Source organism: Geobacter sp. DSM 9736 (assembly GCF_900187405.1).
In the GTDB taxonomy this organism is placed as follows: domain Bacteria; phylum Desulfobacterota; class Desulfuromonadia; order Geobacterales; family Geobacteraceae; genus DSM-9736.
In genome coordinates, this window is record NZ_LT896716.1 from 747,815 (window position 1) to 764,271 (window position 16,457).

At 54.5% G+C, this 16,457-nt stretch carries 14 protein-coding genes; 11 read left to right on the forward strand and 3 right to left on the reverse strand.

The genetic code is table 11. The annotated features are described in order from the left end of the window. The first annotated feature begins 135 nt into the window (after positions 1–135). The 7 genes from CFB04_RS03480 to CFB04_RS03510 all read left to right on the forward strand — a co-directional run bounded on the left by CFB04_RS03480 (position 136) and on the right by CFB04_RS03510 (position 8,071). The gene (locus CFB04_RS03480) at positions 136–1,452 is read left to right on the forward strand and encodes a hypothetical protein (RefSeq protein WP_088533987.1); all 1,317 of its coding nucleotides are present in this window, start codon (positions 136–138) and stop codon (positions 1,450–1,452) included. A 93-nt stretch (positions 1,453–1,545) separates the two neighbouring features. Then, the gene (locus tag CFB04_RS03485) at positions 1,546–1,905 is read left to right on the forward strand and encodes a hypothetical protein (protein WP_088533988.1); all 360 of its coding nucleotides are present in this window, start codon (positions 1,546–1,548) and stop codon (positions 1,903–1,905) included. 224 nt (positions 1,906–2,129) lie between these two features. Next, positions 2,130–3,806: an energy-dependent translational throttle protein EttA gene (gene ettA, locus CFB04_RS03490; protein WP_088533989.1), complete on the forward strand. Its 1,677-nt coding sequence runs from the start codon at positions 2,130–2,132 to the stop codon at positions 3,804–3,806. 53 nt (positions 3,807–3,859) lie between these two features. Continuing rightward, positions 3,860–5,098 (forward strand): exo-beta-N-acetylmuramidase NamZ domain-containing protein, encoded by a 1,239-nt coding sequence (locus tag CFB04_RS03495; RefSeq protein ID WP_088533990.1) that lies wholly within the window; start codon positions 3,860–3,862, stop codon positions 5,096–5,098. A 162-nt stretch (positions 5,099–5,260) separates the two neighbouring features. Continuing rightward, positions 5,261–6,205: a class 1 fructose-bisphosphatase gene (locus CFB04_RS03500; RefSeq protein WP_088533991.1), complete on the forward strand. Its 945-nt coding sequence runs from the start codon at positions 5,261–5,263 to the stop codon at positions 6,203–6,205. Positions 6,206–6,216: 11 nt separating this feature from the next. After that, on the forward strand, positions 6,217–6,489 hold the full coding sequence (locus tag CFB04_RS03505; RefSeq protein WP_088533992.1) for a hypothetical protein: 273 nt from the start codon (positions 6,217–6,219) through the stop codon (positions 6,487–6,489). Positions 6,490–6,619: 130 nt separating this feature from the next. Beyond that, positions 6,620–8,071 (forward strand): sigma-54 dependent transcriptional regulator, encoded by a 1,452-nt coding sequence (locus tag CFB04_RS03510; protein ID WP_088533993.1) that lies wholly within the window; start codon positions 6,620–6,622, stop codon positions 8,069–8,071. A gap of 68 nt (positions 8,072–8,139) precedes the next feature. Here the strand turns inward: CFB04_RS03510 and CFB04_RS03515 are convergent, their stop codons facing one another. Further along, positions 8,140–8,613 (reverse strand): hypothetical protein, encoded by a 474-nt coding sequence (locus CFB04_RS03515; protein ID WP_088533994.1) that lies wholly within the window; start codon positions 8,611–8,613, stop codon positions 8,140–8,142. A 28-nt stretch (positions 8,614–8,641) separates the two neighbouring features. Continuing rightward, entirely contained in the window at positions 8,642–9,232 is a 591-nt protein-coding gene (locus tag CFB04_RS03520) for a cytochrome c3 family protein (RefSeq protein WP_088533995.1), read from the reverse strand. A gap of 361 nt (positions 9,233–9,593) precedes the next feature. Between CFB04_RS03520 and CFB04_RS03525 the strand changes: the two genes are divergently transcribed. The 4 genes from CFB04_RS03525 (at position 9,594) to hisS (ending at position 15,935) form a co-directional block, all read left to right on the forward strand. Beyond that, positions 9,594–10,757: a hypothetical protein gene (locus tag CFB04_RS03525; RefSeq protein ID WP_088533996.1), complete on the forward strand. Its 1,164-nt coding sequence runs from the start codon at positions 9,594–9,596 to the stop codon at positions 10,755–10,757. A gap of 7 nt (positions 10,758–10,764) precedes the next feature. Then, complete coding sequence (locus CFB04_RS03530; RefSeq protein ID WP_231934356.1) at positions 10,765–13,155, forward strand: DNA internalization-related competence protein ComEC/Rec2; 2,391 nt, start codon at positions 10,765–10,767, stop codon at positions 13,153–13,155. 102 nt (positions 13,156–13,257) lie between these two features. Then, entirely contained in the window at positions 13,258–14,667 is a 1,410-nt protein-coding gene (locus CFB04_RS03535) for a diguanylate cyclase (RefSeq protein ID WP_088533997.1), read from the forward strand. Positions 14,668–14,672: 5 nt separating this feature from the next. Then, positions 14,673–15,935 (forward strand): histidine--tRNA ligase, encoded by a 1,263-nt coding sequence (gene hisS, locus CFB04_RS03540; protein WP_088533998.1) that lies wholly within the window; start codon positions 14,673–14,675, stop codon positions 15,933–15,935. Positions 15,936–15,982: 47 nt separating this feature from the next. On the opposite strand, the gene CFB04_RS17780 is transcribed toward hisS, so the two are convergent. Next, positions 15,983–16,246, reverse strand: coding sequence for a hypothetical protein (locus CFB04_RS17780; RefSeq protein WP_157698703.1), 264 nt, complete (start codon positions 16,244–16,246; stop codon positions 15,983–15,985). Between the last annotated feature and the right edge of the window lie 211 nt (positions 16,247–16,457).

Here is a 16,457-nt window from a genome sequence, read left to right on the forward strand (position 1 = left end):
AACCACGGCCCCAGCGTTGACAATCGCCATTCCTTTCGACTACATTGCTGCCACCTGACGCTTCGCCAACGGTACGGAGTTAGTGGACCGGACCAAATTCCAGAGGGCCGCGGCACCGCCGCCACGTGATCTTCAATGAAATCAAGGTACATACATACGCAGATTACTGAAATCGAGCGGAGGCGTAAGGAGTTCCATGCCGCCGAACGCCACCTTGTCCGGGCGGAGCGTGAGCTTGAGGAGCTGCGGGAGGAGATAGCCGAATTCGAACGATCATATGTCGAGAGGATGAAGGAGCGCCTCGCAGAGCTGGAAGCTCTTGAGCGAGAGATCAGGAAGCTGCCTGTTACAGATGCCGATAAAGGGAGTGCGGAGCGAACTTCAAGCCGCCGGCAGAGCCGGGTGCTCCTTGGTGACGATGCTGACGAGGAAATGCTCGTGCAGCGGCCTCATCGCAGGGAGGAGAACCTAAAGGAGCTCTATCGGCGGGTAGCGAAGACCATTCATCCCGATCTCTCATTGCAGGATTCCGAAAGGAAGAGACGGCAGAAGCTGATGGCCGACGCGAATCGTGCATACGCAGAGGAGGACATGGCTACCCTCCTGTGCATCCTCGACGAGTGGGAGAACCTTTCGGAGGAGGACATTCCCCCTTCTGAAGAAAGCGTCCTAGCCATGCGGACCTCCAGGGTAAGGGAAAGGATCCGGGAGGTAGAAGCTGAGATCCTGGGGCTCAGAAAAAGCGATGTATATACGCTGCTTAGGCAGGTCAAGCAGGGGAAGGCACAGGGACAAGAAGTGCTGTCACATATGGCCGCGAAGATCGAGGCCGATATTCTGGCTGCCTGCAGGAAGCTCAACCACGCAGCTAGAAGGCGAGAAGCGATCCAGTGTCCAGAAGGGGTGCGGAGCATGCTTTTTCCGTTTCTCAGCCCGATGGGATCGGTGTTCGTCCGCACTGCAGGATCCCGCAGCTTTCTCGACTGGCGTAGGTTGGGGGATGCGGTGGGGAGAGTGACGCTGCCTGCCGACAAGTCGGTGCGGCTCGATGTAGTGCCGGGGAGGGCGGCTGACCTTCATGCTGTAGAATGCGTGCCTGCCACGGGACTGAATGCTTGTTTCCTGTATGGTGCCTGCGATGGCGATGTACCTCATCTTCTCAAGTTTAAGGGACTGGAGGAGGTGTACCTGTCAGGATCGGATATTTCTGGTGACGGGCTCATTCACCTTCTGGAGCTAACTAAACTGGAGAGGCTGTATCTCTACGATTCAGGGGTGGATCAGGAAGGGGTGCAATGCCTCAAGTATCTGAAGATGCTCAAGCACCTCACCATCAGCAATGGCCCTGCCGGGAATCTTTCAGTAGCTGAGCTCCAGAAGCTACTTCCCTCCTGCTCCATAATAAATCTTACTTTACAAAGACAGGCCGCTCCGGCAGTTGCAAAATCCTAGTTTTGAGCTACATTTTTCATGAGTGGAGCGTTCGGATGGAGCTCTCAGGGCTCTATGCCGCATGCTCACAGCGCGAAGAGAAGGAGGCGCGACATGAAAGGGTACGAGATAACTAGAGAGTTAAGGGAGCGCCGCACCGGGAATGACCAGTTCATAAAATGGTGGCGCAAGGAAAACGACTTCCTGGATTACGACCTCATCGACAGATTCACTACCAATTTCCGTGACAGCGAGGAAATCTACGGTTTCGATCTTCTCGATACGGAAGAGATGTGGAATGAGGTAAAAAAGATCTGCGGGAACAGAGTGACCCGGATTACCCGTGACGGCAGTGATTATCTGTCGTGGCAGCCCCCCCGGCCCGGGAAACAGAGACAGGAGTGTCTGTTCACTCCACAGTCGCTGATCAACATCTTCGACGCCGAGACAAAGGGTAACCCTGTGGATTCCTGATATGCGTTAAGGCCGGCCGGACATTTCCGGCCGGCTTCTCATTATAACCCCCTCCATAAATGCCGCTTTACGGGAAACAGCTGTTGACACCGCCTCGCCGGTAAGTGTACAAAAGGGCGACTTTCACTTCAAACAACGCCGTGAGAACATTGCACCCCCAAGCGCATGTGCGGGCCTGTTCCGCAGCAGTTTCTCACAGCCTGTATTTTCCCGGGAGGCGGCACATGAGTACCGAACCGAACAAGATCATCTATACCATGATGCGGGTTTCCAAGTATTACGACAAGAAACCGGTCATAAAGGACATTTCACTCTCCTATTTTTACGGGGCGAAGATCGGTGTCATCGGACTTAACGGCTCCGGTAAGAGCTCGCTTCTCAGGATCATGGCAGGGGTGGATAAGGATTTCAACGGCCAGGCCGTTCTCTCCCCCGGTTACACAGTTGGGTTCCTGGAGCAGGAACCGCAGCTGGACGAGAAGAAGACGGTGCGGGAGGTGGTCGAGGAGGGATGCCGGGAGACGGTAGATCTGCTTCGGGAGTTCAACGAGATTACAGAGAAGTTCTCCGATCCGGATGCGGATTTCGACAAGCTCATGGAACGTCAGGCGCAGGTGCAGGAGAAGCTCGATCATCTCGATGCCTGGGATCTGGACTCCCGGCTTGAGATGGCCATGGACGCTCTTCGGTGTCCTCCTGCCGATACGCAGGTGAGCGTTCTGTCGGGGGGAGAAAAGAGGCGGGTTGCGCTGTGCCGGCTCCTTCTCCAGAAGCCGGACATTCTGCTTCTCGACGAACCGACCAACCATCTCGATGCCGAGTCTGTAGCTTGGCTGGAGCATCACCTTCAGAGTTACGAGGGGACCATTATTGCCGTCACCCATGATCGTTACTTTCTGGACAATGTTGCCGGGTGGATCCTGGAACTCGACAGGGGTGAGGGGATTCCCTGGAAGGGTAACTACTCGTCCTGGCTCGAACAGAAGGAAAAACGCCTGGCGACGGAAGAGAAACAGGAAAGCGAGCGGCGAAAGACTCTCCAGCGAGAGCTGGATTGGATCAGGATGTCCCCAAAGGGTCGTCATGCCAAGAGCAAGGCACGTATTGCCTCGTACGAGCAGCTCCTCACCCAGGAGAGCGAAAAGCGTGCGCGGGACCTTGAAATCTACCTTCCGCCCGGGCCAAGGCTCGGGAATGTGGTTATCGAGGCTGAAGACGTAAGCAAAGCCTATGGCGATCGTCTGCTCGTGGAGGGGATGTCCTTTCGCCTGCCTCCCGGGGGGATTGTCGGCGTTATCGGCCCTAACGGTGCGGGTAAGACAACGTTGTTCAGGATGATAACCGGTCAGGAAAAGGCGGATTCCGGAGCGATACGTGTGGGAGATTCGGTAAAGCTTGCTTATGTGGACCAGAGCAGGACGCTTGATCAGGATAGGACCATCTGGGAGGTTATAACCGACGGTCAGGATACCCTTCAACTCGGGAAGCAGCAGGTAAATTCGCGTGCCTATGTCGCTCGGTTCAACTTCTCCGGCAGCGATCAGCAGAAGAAAGTGGGACTCCTTTCGGGGGGGGAGCGGAACCGGGTGCATCTTGCCCGGATGCTAAAGGAAGGGGCAAACGTTCTGCTTCTCGATGAGCCGACCAATGATCTCGATGTCAACACCATGCGGGCACTGGAGGAGGCTTTGGAGAATTTCGCCGGATGTGCTGTGGTGATCAGCCACGACCGCTGGTTCCTTGACCGGATCGCCACACACATCCTCGCATTCGAGGGGGAGAGCAAGGTTGTATGGTTTGACGGCAACTACTCTGAATATGAAGCCGACAGGAAAGCGCGGCTTGGGGTGGACGCGGACCAGCCGCATCGGATAAAGTACCGGCAGCTGACGCGGGGTTGAGAGGAGCCGGCACTTGGTGCCGGCTCCTTTTTTAACTTTATGAGGTTAGGTTGATGTACAAAGTCCTGTTGGTCCTGTTTACCTGGTTCCTTTTCAGCTACCCGCGCAGTGCTGCCGCGGGAGTTAGGACTGGTGCCGAAATTCTTGCTGACAGCGGGTTTGCGGAACTTGCCGGGAAGCGCGTAGGGCTGGTCACGAATCACACAGCCATGGCAGGGGGCCGGCACCTGATTGATCTGCTGGCGGATAGCGGAAAGGTGACGCTTGCGGCCCTTTTTGCCCCGGAACACGGCCTGCGTGGGCTGCAGGAGGATGGCGTCGCCATTGCGGAGGGAAGAGACGAGCGGACCGGGGTGAAGATATTCAGCCTCTATGGGAAGGACAAGAAGCCCACGCCTGAGATGCTCAAGAATGTTGATATTCTGCTGTTCGACATACAGGACATAGGCGCTCGTTTCTATACCTATATTTCCACTATGGGGCTTGCTATGCGGGCAGCTGCCGAGGCCGGCATCCCCTTTGTCGTTCTGGACCGTCCGAACCCCCTCGGCGGTCTTTACGTCGGCGGTCCTGTGCTGGAGAAGCGCTTCAGCTCATTTGTCGGTCTCTATCCCATTCCTGTAGCACATGGCCTCACGTCCGGAGAACTGGCCCTGATGATTAAAGGGGAGGGCATGCTCGAAGGTCTGGCAGGGCTCGATGTGCGGGTAGTGAGGATGGCCGGATGGCAGAGGGAAATGCAGTGGCCTGATACGGGCCTTCCCTGGATCCGAACGAGCCCCAATATCCCTGATTTCGAGACTTCGCTTCTTTACCCTGGTCTTTGTTTCATTGAGGCCACCGCAGTGAGCGAGGCGCGAGGAACCACTGAGCCTTTCAAGATGAGCGGAATCCCTCGACTTGATTCCACCGCGGTAGCAGCGGCTCTCAACGGAAAAGGCCTCCCAGGTGTAAAGTTCGAGCCTGTCAGCTTTACTCCCCGTTCACTCCCGGGAATGAGCAGCAGACCGAAGTTTTCCGGTACAGCTGTAAACGGCGTTCGTCTGGTTGTCACGGATCGACGTCTGTTTCAGCCGGTGGAGACGGGCGTCTATCTGCTAGAAGTAATGCATGCGAGTACAGCTGTTAACAAGGAGAAATTTTTTCAGCTTCCGGGCTTCGATCTGCTGGCTGGAACGGACCGTTTGCGATTGTCCCTTAAAGACAAGACACCGGCAGGGGAGATTGTCGCAAGTTGGAGGAGTGGACTCGTGAAGTTCGGTGAAATGCGGCGCAACTATTTACTCTATTGATCTTTCTCAGCTTTACCCTGTACGACAGCTTGCTTTATTTAATAAATAAAAAATAACAATATTGCCATCACTAGGCGAATGCGGATTTTTTCTTGCGTTGGCGTTATTCTTACATTAACCTTAAAAACGCCTTGTCATTATAGTCTTTTGGGAGGGAACACAATGCCATATGCCGAGCCGGGAAAAACAAAATTCCAGATTGATCTCCGTAGGCATCTGCGCGATCAGGACATATGTGACAATCTTGTACATCTGATCTGTGAAATTGCAGAGGCGAGCAAATACGTGATCAACGCGGTGAGAACCGGGGATCTCGGCGTCGCTGGTACCTCAAATCTTTATGGTGAGGAGCAACTGGCCCTTGACGTACTGTCGGATCGCATAATAAGGAAGCGTCTCATTCATTCAGGGGTGGTCTGCAACATTGCGTCGGAGGAAATGGAGCAGATCTATGAGGTCAAGGGAAATGCGGACGGCCTTTACTCGGTGGCATATGATCCGTTGGACGGATCATCTCTCGTGGACGTCAATCTTGCTGTAGGTACCATCGTGTCGATTTACCGGGGGTGCGAACTCCTCCAGGAGGGGCGTCACCAGGTCGCCGCCATCTACATCCTCTACGGTCCAAGGGTGTCAATGGTTTATTCCGTCGGCAACGGAGTACATGAGTTTACGATGAATCACTTGATGGAATACACCCTTACGCGGGAAAATGTCAGGATGAAACCGATGGGAGACATCTATTCTCCCGGCGGTCTGCGGAACAAGTACACTCCCGGGAACGAGAGCTTCATACGTCACCTGGAGGAGAAGGGGGCGAAGTTGAGATATTCAGGAGGATTCGTCCCTGACATAAATCAGGTGCTTATGAAGGGGAAGGGGCTTTTTATGTATCCGGCGCTCAAAGGCTCCCCGAACGGGAAGCTTCGTCTGCTGTTCGAGCTTAATCCCATGGCGTTTCTGGTTGAAAACGCCGGGGGTGCCGCCAGTAACGGCCGATGCCGAATTCTGGACATCAAGCCGGAGAGTCTTGACCAGCGAGAGCCGGTTTACATAGGATGTAATGATGATGTAAATAAAGCAGTGGAATTCGTTGCCAACGGATAAAGGAAAGGTTCATGGAAAAGGAAGAAAAGAAACCGCAACGGCTGTGTAGCGAGATTCAGCTGTTCGATCTCTGCACGAAAGATGTGTGTAATCATCGGGATGGCCGGTACTGCACCAAGGGTGACATCCTCGCAAGGTTCGAGGCCATCAGCGAAGAAGAAGAACGTTCTCCAGAAATGATAATGGCTGACGAACTCGATGAAGTCGAAGGCGCTGATGAAATCGGATATGACGAAGCATTCGGTGTCGATGAGTACGGCGAGGAATCAGACGAAGAGTACTGACATCAGAAATAGTCATGGATGTGTAAAAGCCGCTTTTAGAGCGGCTTTTTGCTTGATGGAGCCGGGCAAACTAAAGGTGCCTTATTCGATGCCGATATGAACATGAACTCTCATCGAAACGGGGTGCCTCATGAAACCTAAACTACTCATACTCGATGACGACACGGCAATCTTGCAGATGCTGAAGGCAGTTTTCTCGGGAGACGATCTGGAGCTCATCCTCGAGAGCGACAGCGACTCCGCCCTCAAACGTGTCATAACCGAGCATCCGAACGCAGCCATTTTCGATATCGGACTTCCGGTGAAGTCCGGGATCGAGGTCCTGCGGGAAGCGAAGAAGATGGACCCGGCATTGTCGGTGATTGTCGCAACGGGAAACAAAACGACGCAAAATGCTATCGAGGCGATGCGCCATGGGGCTTATGATTATGTCACAAAGCCCTTTGATCTCAAGAAGCTTAAGACTCTCGTCTCCAAAGCCGTAGAGTGCAACCTCCTCAACCGGAAAGTGAGGTTCACTAAAGATCGAGAGCAACTGACTGAATACAGCGCAGAAGAAGATATCATGATCGGTTCATCTCCCGAGATGATCGAAATCTGGAAAATGGTGGGTAAAGTCGCTGATTCCGATGCGACGATTCTGATTCAGGGGGAGAGTGGCACTGGGAAGGAACTCCTGGCACGGGCGATTTATGACAATTCACGCCGCAGGAATCGTCCCTTTCTTGCGGTGAACTGTGCTGCCATGCCTGAATCTCTTCTGGAGAGCGAACTCTTCGGGCACGAGAAGGGGGCCTTTACCGATGCTCACTCCCGTCGGATCGGGAAATTCGAGCAGTGCAATGGGGGCACCATCTTCCTGGATGAAATAGGGGAGATGAGTATGGCGAATCAGGGGAAGCTTCTTAGGGTGCTAGAGAACCAGGAGTTCGAGCGCGTAGGTGGAAACGAGACAATCAAAGTCGACGTGCGTGTCATTGCCGCTACCAACCGCACACTCGTAAATTCGATCAAGGAAAAGACGTTCCGGATGGACCTGTTTTATCGGCTCAGGGTCGTCTCTTTTTATCTGCCGCCGCTGCGTGAGAGGGTAGAGGACATACCGCTGATGGTTGACCTATTCATCCGCAAGTTTTCCACAAAGTACGGAAAGAAGATCAAGGGAATTGCACCCGACGCTCTCGACATGCTCATCGCTCACCCATGGGAAGGAAATATCCGCGAGCTTAAGAATGTCATCAACTCCGCAACTGTTTTCTGCAAAGGCGACATTCTGATGCCCGATGACTTCGAATCGTTTCTTCAGGCGAAGGCAGGTTTCAAGGAGGTCGATCTCGATTCGGCGGGCGAAGACTACTATGCCGTCTTCTGGAACATGCTGGAGCCGGTGTTCGACGGGATCTGCATGAAGAACAAGGGGGCCATTTACGAGCACATCAACATGGGACTGGAAAAGGCGCTGATACATATGGCGATGGAAAAAAGCAACAACAACCAGGTTCTGGCTGCCAAGCTGCTCGGTATCAGCAGAAACACCCTGCGAGACCGGCTTGAACGATACAAAATCGGCGCTTCAGCTTAACTTCGATTAAAGACTTAAAAAAGGCAGGCTCTCAGGGGGCCTGCCTTTTTTTCTTACATTTGTGCAACTCATGCGGCTTGGCGGTGTATCTTTAATCCACAGAGGTTCATCTCCCTTTCCAGCTTGTCCTGCGTTATCCCTAGCGCTTTGCAGATCGATTCAGTGTCACTCTTGTAACGATCCATCGCCATGAGGATCAAGGCCTTCTTCAGAGAGTTTGAAAGCTTGTCAAGAATGTGCGTCTTTGATGTCTCTGAAATGATGGAAAAGAGCGGCTGCAGGTTCTTTTCGAAAAGTTGCGCACTCTCATCGATTTTTCTGCTGGTATCTCTAGTCATCTTGTTCACCTTGATCATGTTGCTTACGAAATCGTTCATGTGCTCCTGAACGTATCGCAGTGTATCCCAATGGTTATCAACAAGCATTACCCTTGATGTGGAAGTTTCCTTCCCTCCACCCATTTTTTCGACCATCACCACTTCCATCATGCGGAATGAATAGTCGCCGTCTCTCTCAGTAGGAATTACGTATCGGTGTCCCATATATGTATCCTTTCCGTCTGCTCCGAACCTAAACCTGATGGCAGGCATAGCAGAGTTTGCTACGTTCTTTATCTATAGCCAGATGATTTTTCTTCTTGTTAAGAGGGTTGTGACAGGTCAGACAGCCTATTTTGCCGTCAACAAGAACCATGTTGGGGTCCAGTTTTTCCAGGCGCTTATACTGGGGACTCGCATAGGCATAGCTACCGTAGTCCATACCTATCGGATGGCTCCCAAGGACGCTGTTGAGGTCGATCCTGCGGTTGACACTATCGTTTTTATAACGTATCTCGCGCCCAGGAGCATTGATTCCGTCGTGACATGCAATGCAGTCAACTGTAAAGGTATCGAGTTCCATCACTTCACCAGTCCGGAGTCGGGCTTGAACGGTATTAACGAATATCTCACCGTATGGGGATTCTGATGCTTCTTTGGCCATCCGCAGTTTGTTGATGTAATCCATCTTTTCCTGATTGTCTTGAAGTTGTGTAGAGAAGGCGCAGTTTCCGTACTCTTCATCCTGTTGGTCGTCATAGGCCAGCACGGTGCTGCAGCCCAGCAGCAGGGTCGATATGACAATCATTGTGAGGTTCTTGTTCCGATATCGCCGTGGTGACATGCCCTTCTCCTTCCCTATTCTTTTGCTCTTGATGTTACAATACTGATACCAATGGGAGGCCTCATAGAGGTAAAAGATGAAAGTGGCCGATATCTTTCATTTTAATCTTCAAGATGAAAGGTGCTTAAGGGGTGATTCAGGCAGGGTGTTTTGATGGAACTCTGAACATCAAATTTCTGCACATTCGAATAATTGGTGAAATTCCGGACGCTTGGACATAAGGAAGAGATGCTGAACATGGTGGCGAAATTGAACAGGGGGAATTCGCTCGAAGGAAGCTTCCAACATTTGTGATGCTATGGTATAAGTACGACCTACCGTGCATGCTGCATGGTGGCTCCATTCCTGGAAGGAGGACTAGATGAAAATCCGTCAGATCCGAACCCTGCCATGGCTGTTCATATTATTGATGTTCATACCTACCCACCTCCTGGCGGCTGTTAAATCCACCACCGGCATCACACAGGGCCAATTTGCGGCTATGCTCGTATCCACATTCCGCTGGGAACAGGCTTTGCCGGATGTACCGCGGGAGGCTGACTATCTTTCCATCCTTGAAGGACGACGCATATTTCGTATGGAAGCAGAAGAGTATTATGACAAAAGAAAAGATAATGCATCTGTGAAAGAATATCCTCTTTACGGTTCATTTACAGGTTCGGGTTGGGTAAGCGGTGTCTCTACCCCCACAACGGTACACTTTCACCTGATACTTCCAAACGAGGGAGACTACATGCTGATCGTCTCCAGCAAAGGTGAGAGCCAGCAATGGAAAGCGGGAGGAAAGACGTTCTTAGTGAATGCCGGGGACCGTCTAAAGGAGAACGTTGCAGGGACTGTTCATCTGAAGGCGGGTGCACAGGAGATTTCCGTGGTATTGCCGCCGGAAGGAGCAATAGATTATCTGGTTCTCGAAGCTCCCCCCCTGGCACCGATTTCTCCGCTGAAGGGGTGGAAGTTCAACGAGCCTGTTACCATGGGAGATGTGGCGGAGGTAGCGGCTTCCCTGCTCGGGTGGGAGGGCCTGCTCCCCGACGACGGGAACAAACCTGTTGATATGGCAGTAGCGGAGGCAGCCAAGCTTCCCCCTGCGGCGACTACTACGGATGTCCAGTATCTGGGGCCGTTTCATGCAAAACAGTGGGTGCGGGCGGGGTTTGCGCCCGTATGGCTGCACGTGCCGTTTACAGTCGAGGCACCCGCCGTATACCGTATAAAGCTAAACGCCCTCGGCGAGAGGCTGGCGGTAGAGCTGGACGGAAACAGAATGGTTAAGGAAGGAAAGCCTTATCTTGACTGGATCGATCTCGGCCTGCACCGTCTTTCCGAAGGAACCCATACAATTGGCATCGATCTCGGACCGCGAGGAGGAGCAGACGTGGTAAGGCTGGAGAAGAAGAAATCATCCCCCGCCGATTATCTTGCCGCAACCGGACTGCAGGGAAAACCGTCAGACCCCGTCACCAGGGAGCAGGCGGACAAGATACTTACATCCCTGGCGGAACGTTTTACAGAACGAAAGTAACCTCCTGATGGAGAGGCCGCTTCTTCTTCCCCTGCTGTCCGTGATTGCCGGCCTCTCCCTTGCTTCATTCTCGTTTTTCATCCCACCTCTAGTGTCGTTGCCGCTCCTGGTTGTTGGAGTGGCAGCGCTTTTTCCCAAGAGCCGCGTACCGTTTTCAATAGTGATCTCCCTCCTGTTTCTCCTATGGGGAAACCTTACGCTCATTCCGTTTTTGAACCCCCAGTTGCCGCCGAGACACATTTCCCATTTCATTACGGATCAGGAGCAGATTGTCGAAGGGGTGGTAGACACCCGCCCGCAACGCACCGAGTACGGAAGCAGACTGTTCATTCAGGCTGAGAAAATATGCAGAAGAGACGGTTACTTCCCGGTTTCAGGGCGCCTGCTCGTTACGGTTGAGGAGGGAGGTATACCCTATATTTCCGGCGACAGGGTCAGATTTTTTGCACGTTTGCGCGCACCCCGGAACTATGGTCTGCCTGGTGAATACGATTACGTCCGGCATCTCGCCCTACGCGACGTCTTTGTCACAGCATTCGTGAAACGACACGACCAGATAATCCTTATGCAGCAGGAGGCGGCGTTTCCCCTTCAGCGTCTTTTAGACCGAGTAGCCGCTCGGATCGGCGGCTTCTTGGACACTCATGCTCCTCCTGTGGAGGCCGCAGTGCTAAGAGCGCTCCTGATCGGCGAGCAGGGGGCTGTCCCGAGGTCCCTCAATGATGCGTATGCACGTAGCGGCGTCAATCATATTCTTTCGATATCCGGTTTTCACATGGGTATCATTGCCCTCGTTTCGTTCCAACTCCTCTTTCAGCTCGCTGCCAGGTCCGAATATCTGCTCCTTCACTGCAACCTGCGCCGCTTCATACTGCTCAGTACGCTGCCTGTGATGATCTTCTACATGCTGCTGAGCGGCGGAGCTCCAGCTACACTCCGTTCGGTCATAATGCTTGCTGCTTTAATGTTAGGCCTTGCGCTGGAGAGGCACACCGAGCCGCTCGACTCTTTTGTGCTGGCTGCTTTTACCATTCTTCTTCTAACTCCTGCCGCGCTTTTCGACATCTCATTCCAGCTTTCCTTTGCGGCCCTCTGGGGATTGCTGGTGCTTACGCCCATGCTGATGTCTCCTTTCCATAATCTACAGGAAGGGGCGCCGCGGAGACTCCTTCTTTTTCTTGCGGCTTCTGTGGCGGCTACCGCCGCCACCATGCTTCCCGTCGCTTACTACTTTCACAGAGTTTCTCTAGCCGGGTTACTTTCGAACTTTTTCATCGTGCCTCTCATGGGTTATGGTGCCGTGGTTACGGGGTTTCTGGCACTTCCCCTGATCTGGATCGCGCCTCCGCTTGCTTCATCGCTCGTTACCGTGGCCTCCTTCTTTGTCTGGCTTTCAAACGTGATCATAGGCCGGCTCGCTGCTCTTCCCGTTATCAACTCTCTTAATCCCACGCTCCCTGTGCTGCTCCTCTTTTTTCTCTTCGGACTAGCGCTGACTTTTCTCAGAGGTTGGGCCAGAACCGCCTGCTGCACTTTCGCCGGTGGGGCCTGCATCTTTTTTCTCACCGCCGGACATTTTCGTGGCCAGGGAGAGATGCAGATCGCCTTCCTCAGCGTAGGGCAGGGAGAGGCTACCCTCATCACTCTTCCCGACGGGAAGCACATGCTTATCGATGGCGGAGGGCGGCCTATGGGTGGCTCTTCTGACGGGAGGTCCGTGGGAGAGCGCCTGCTGGCGCCGGCTCTCCGTTCGCTTGGAGCAAACAAAATTGATTACCTTGTGCTCACTCACCCTCACCCGGACCACACGCAGGGGCTTCTTTACGTTGCGGAAAACTTTAGTATCGGGGAATTTTGGGAGGGGGAAGCTTCGGTTCCATCTTCCGAGTACCTGGAGCTTAAGCGAATTTTGGAGGTGCGCAGTGTACCTGCGCGGAGGCTTAATTCTGCTTCGGGAGCTCACCGCCTGGGTGAGGTTCTCATAGAGCCGCTTTCGCCGTCCCCACGTGTGCTCCGGGGGGATATAAACGAGGATTCCCTGGTTTTCCGGCTTTCATGCCGCGGCGTCAGCGTGCTTTTCACCGGAGATATCGGTTTCTCCACCGAAGAAAAGCTTCTACTTCGCCCGGAGCTGCTGAAGTGCACTGTGCTCAAGGTAGCGCACCATGGAAGCAGGCACTCAACCTCGGAGAAGTTTCTGGATGCCGCAGCACCTAAAGCCGCACTGATCTCGGCGGGATACCGTAATGTGTTTCATCTTCCCTCTCAGCAGACCGTCGACCGTCTCAGCCGGAAGGGGGTTACCATCTGGCGGACTGATCGTGACGGCACCGTATACCTGTCCTGCGACGGCAGCAGCGGCCGGTGGACGCTTGGCGGCACCCGGCAATTTGATTGACACTCCCTCACCCATCTGTTATTTCCATAGCAGGTTTGACGCAGGCACTTTGGTTCTATAAGCTTGTATAGCCGCTTCACCAGCCGATTCATGGAGTCTTCTATGGAAAGGATACTGATAGTCGACAGCGATCCCTTCTTCCGGGATGTTTTTTCAGGACTTCTCCGACACGAAGGGTATTCTACGGATACAGCTGCGTCCGGTGCCGAGGCATTCGCGAAGCTTCAGGGCGGCGATTATCAGGTCGTGGTAACAGAGCTGGTGCTTCCGGACGTCACGGGGCTGGATATCCTTTCGCGCGTCAAGGAGCATGATCGCTCCATTGAAGTCGTAGTAGCCACCGGCCATGCAAATGTCGAAACGGCGATCCAGGCCCTGAAAAACGGTGCCCGGGATTATCTAGTAAAGCCCGTGAACCATGATGAGTTCAGGCACAGCGTCAGCGTCTCACTTGAACAGCGCCGGCTTCTCGACGAGAACCAGGAACTGAAACGCCTCGTGAGCCTCTTCCAGGCGAGCCAGGCGATAGCCAATTGTCTGGACGTCGAGCGGATAGGCGAGATGGTTGTTAGCGCGCTTTCCAGAGAAACAGGGGTCGAGCGCGGGCTTGCTTTTTTTCCCGACGATGAAGGTTACTTATCGCTCAAGGGACTCAAGGAGCTGGACGAGGCGGCCGGCCGTGCCCTCGCGGAGCTGGTGGCGGCGGCTTTCGGGCGCAGAAGCGCCAAGTCCGATCCGATCCTTTTTCTCCGTGACTTCCTGCCGCAGGATGATCATCTCGCCCCGGCCCGGCAGGCGGATTTGCGCGAGGCTCTCCTGCTAGCGGTGAGGACCAAGGGGAAGCTGCTGGGGGTTGTGGCGCTTTTCAATGACCGGGGCAAGACGCTTCCTTCGGACGTGGAGCGGAAGAACCTGAACTTCCTGCTTGACCAGTCCTCCCTCGCTTTCGAGAACGCGGTGCGCTATACCACCGCCCGCAATCTCGTGAACATCGATGAGGTCACAGGGCTTTTCAACTACCGGTACCTGGAGACCGCCCTTGACCGGGAGATCAAGCGGGCAGAGCGGTACCGCTCCTCACTCTCCGTGGTTTTTCTCGACATCGACCAGTTCAAGGATGTGAACGACACCCACGGGCATCTTATCGGCAGCTCGGTGCTCAGAGAAGTGGGTGCTCTGATCAAAAGACTCGTACGAGAGGTGGATACGGTAATCCGCTATGGAGGAGACGAGTACACGATAATCCTGGTGGAGAGCACCAACGTGGGAGCTGCCAGCGCGTCCGAGCGTGTACGTAAGGCCGTCGAGGAACATGTCTTCATGGCGGAAGAGGGATACAACATCAGGCTCACCGCGAGCCTCGGCTACGCCTGTTATCCCGATGACTCGACATCTTACCGGGAGCTCCTCGAAATGGCCGACCAGGCGATGTACAAAGGTAAGTTCAGCGGAAAGAACGTAGTGTTTCATATCGGGCAGCAGACGGGCGGGGATAACGAGCAAGGAGAGTGACGGGCGTGGCGATTACTGGCATCAAGGGATTCAACGACATACTTCCGGGGGAAGTGGAGAAGTGGCAGCACATCGAGGCGACGGCGCGGCGGATTTTCGAGCTGTACGGGTTCGCCGAGATCCGGATTCCCATCCTGGAGAAGACGGAGCTGTTCGCCCGCTCCATAGGTGATGCCACCGATATCGTCGAAAAGGAGATGTACTCCTTCGTCGACAAGGGCGAGAACCGCGTCACCATGCGCCCCGAGGGGACGGCGAGCGTGATGCGCGCCTTCATCGAACACAAGCTATACGCGGCGGACCAGGTTGCGAAGCTCTACTACATGGGTCCGATGTTCCGATACGAGCGCCCGCAGAAGGGGCGCTACCGCCAGTTTCACCAGATCGGCGCCGAGGTGACCGGAGTCACCGACCCGAAGATCGACGCCCAGGTCCTCTCCATGCTCTGCCACTTTTTCGCGGAACTCGGGCTCAACGAGCCGCGGCTGGAGATCAATTCCCTGGGGTGCAAGGAGTGTCGCCCTGTTTACCGCAACGCTCTCAAGGAATTTCTCGCAAGAAAGATCGACCAGCTGTGCGAAGACTGTACGAGGCGCTACGACACGAACCCGCTTCGCGCCCTCGACTGCAAGTCCGCCGGGTGCAAGGAGGCGACCGCAGGAGCGCCTTCCGTCCTCGACCACCTCTGCCAGGGGTGCGCCGACCACTTCGCCTCCACCCGCCGGTACCTGGAAGGGGTGGGGACCGCCTACGCCATCAACCCGCGTATGGTGCGGGGGCTCGACTACTACACTCGAACCACTTTTGAACTCGTCACGGGACTTCTCGGCGCCCAGAGCGCTGTGGCCGCAGGCGGGCGCTACGACGGTCTCATCTCCGAGCTAGGCGGTCCGCAGCTTCCCGGGATCGGCTTCGCAATGGGGGTCGAGCGGGTAGCCCTTCTTCTTGACGGGCGCGAGTTCCGCAGACGCCCCGACCTCTTCATCGCCGCCATCGGCGAAGCGGCACAGTTCGAGGCGTTCCGGCTGATGAACAGCCTCCAGCAGTTGGGGGTGTCAGTTGAGATCGACTACGAGGGGAAGAGCCTCAAAAGCCAGATGCGCCGCTCCGACAAGTTCAACAGCCGCTTCACCCTTATCATCGGGGAGGACGAACTAAGTCGCGGGACGGCGGTTATCAAGAACATGGACGCGGGGGTGCAGAAGGACGTCGAGCTAGATGCCGAGCGGGTGGCGGAAACTATAAGTAAAGGGTCAGCGGCTTGTTGATGCTATGAGAAGAGGGGGCCGCAGCCCCCTCGCGACACTCGGTAATCCTACTTCTCCTCCTGCGGCCCTTTCGGGTGCGGCGTCCACGATTCGGTCTGCTTGGTGTCCACCATGTCCGCCCCGTCCCCCATCCATGCGATATCGGGTAGCTCCCGCGGGTCGCAGACGTTTTCGGCGGCCTTCGCCTTGGCTAGGCAGATGTTGCACTGCACCGTAGGCTCGGACGAGAGGGCGTGGACCAGATCGATCTTGTTCTCTGCGTTCAGCACGCACATGTGTTGATTGTGATGTTCCTGGTCGCTGCAGTTCATGAGCTCCTCCTTCCGGGAATTTCATTTCTTCCCTTCTTCAGTTAACCACATATCCTCCTCTTTTCAACGATTCCGCTCCTCGCAAAGCAGCTCATTATAGGCTGTCCACGTCCGATCACCTCTTCGGATGGATTGTTGAAAGATTAGGTTCTTATTAGGTAATATTTATTCTTCCGAATTGACAAATGAGGGGGAAGAGTGTATACAGTAT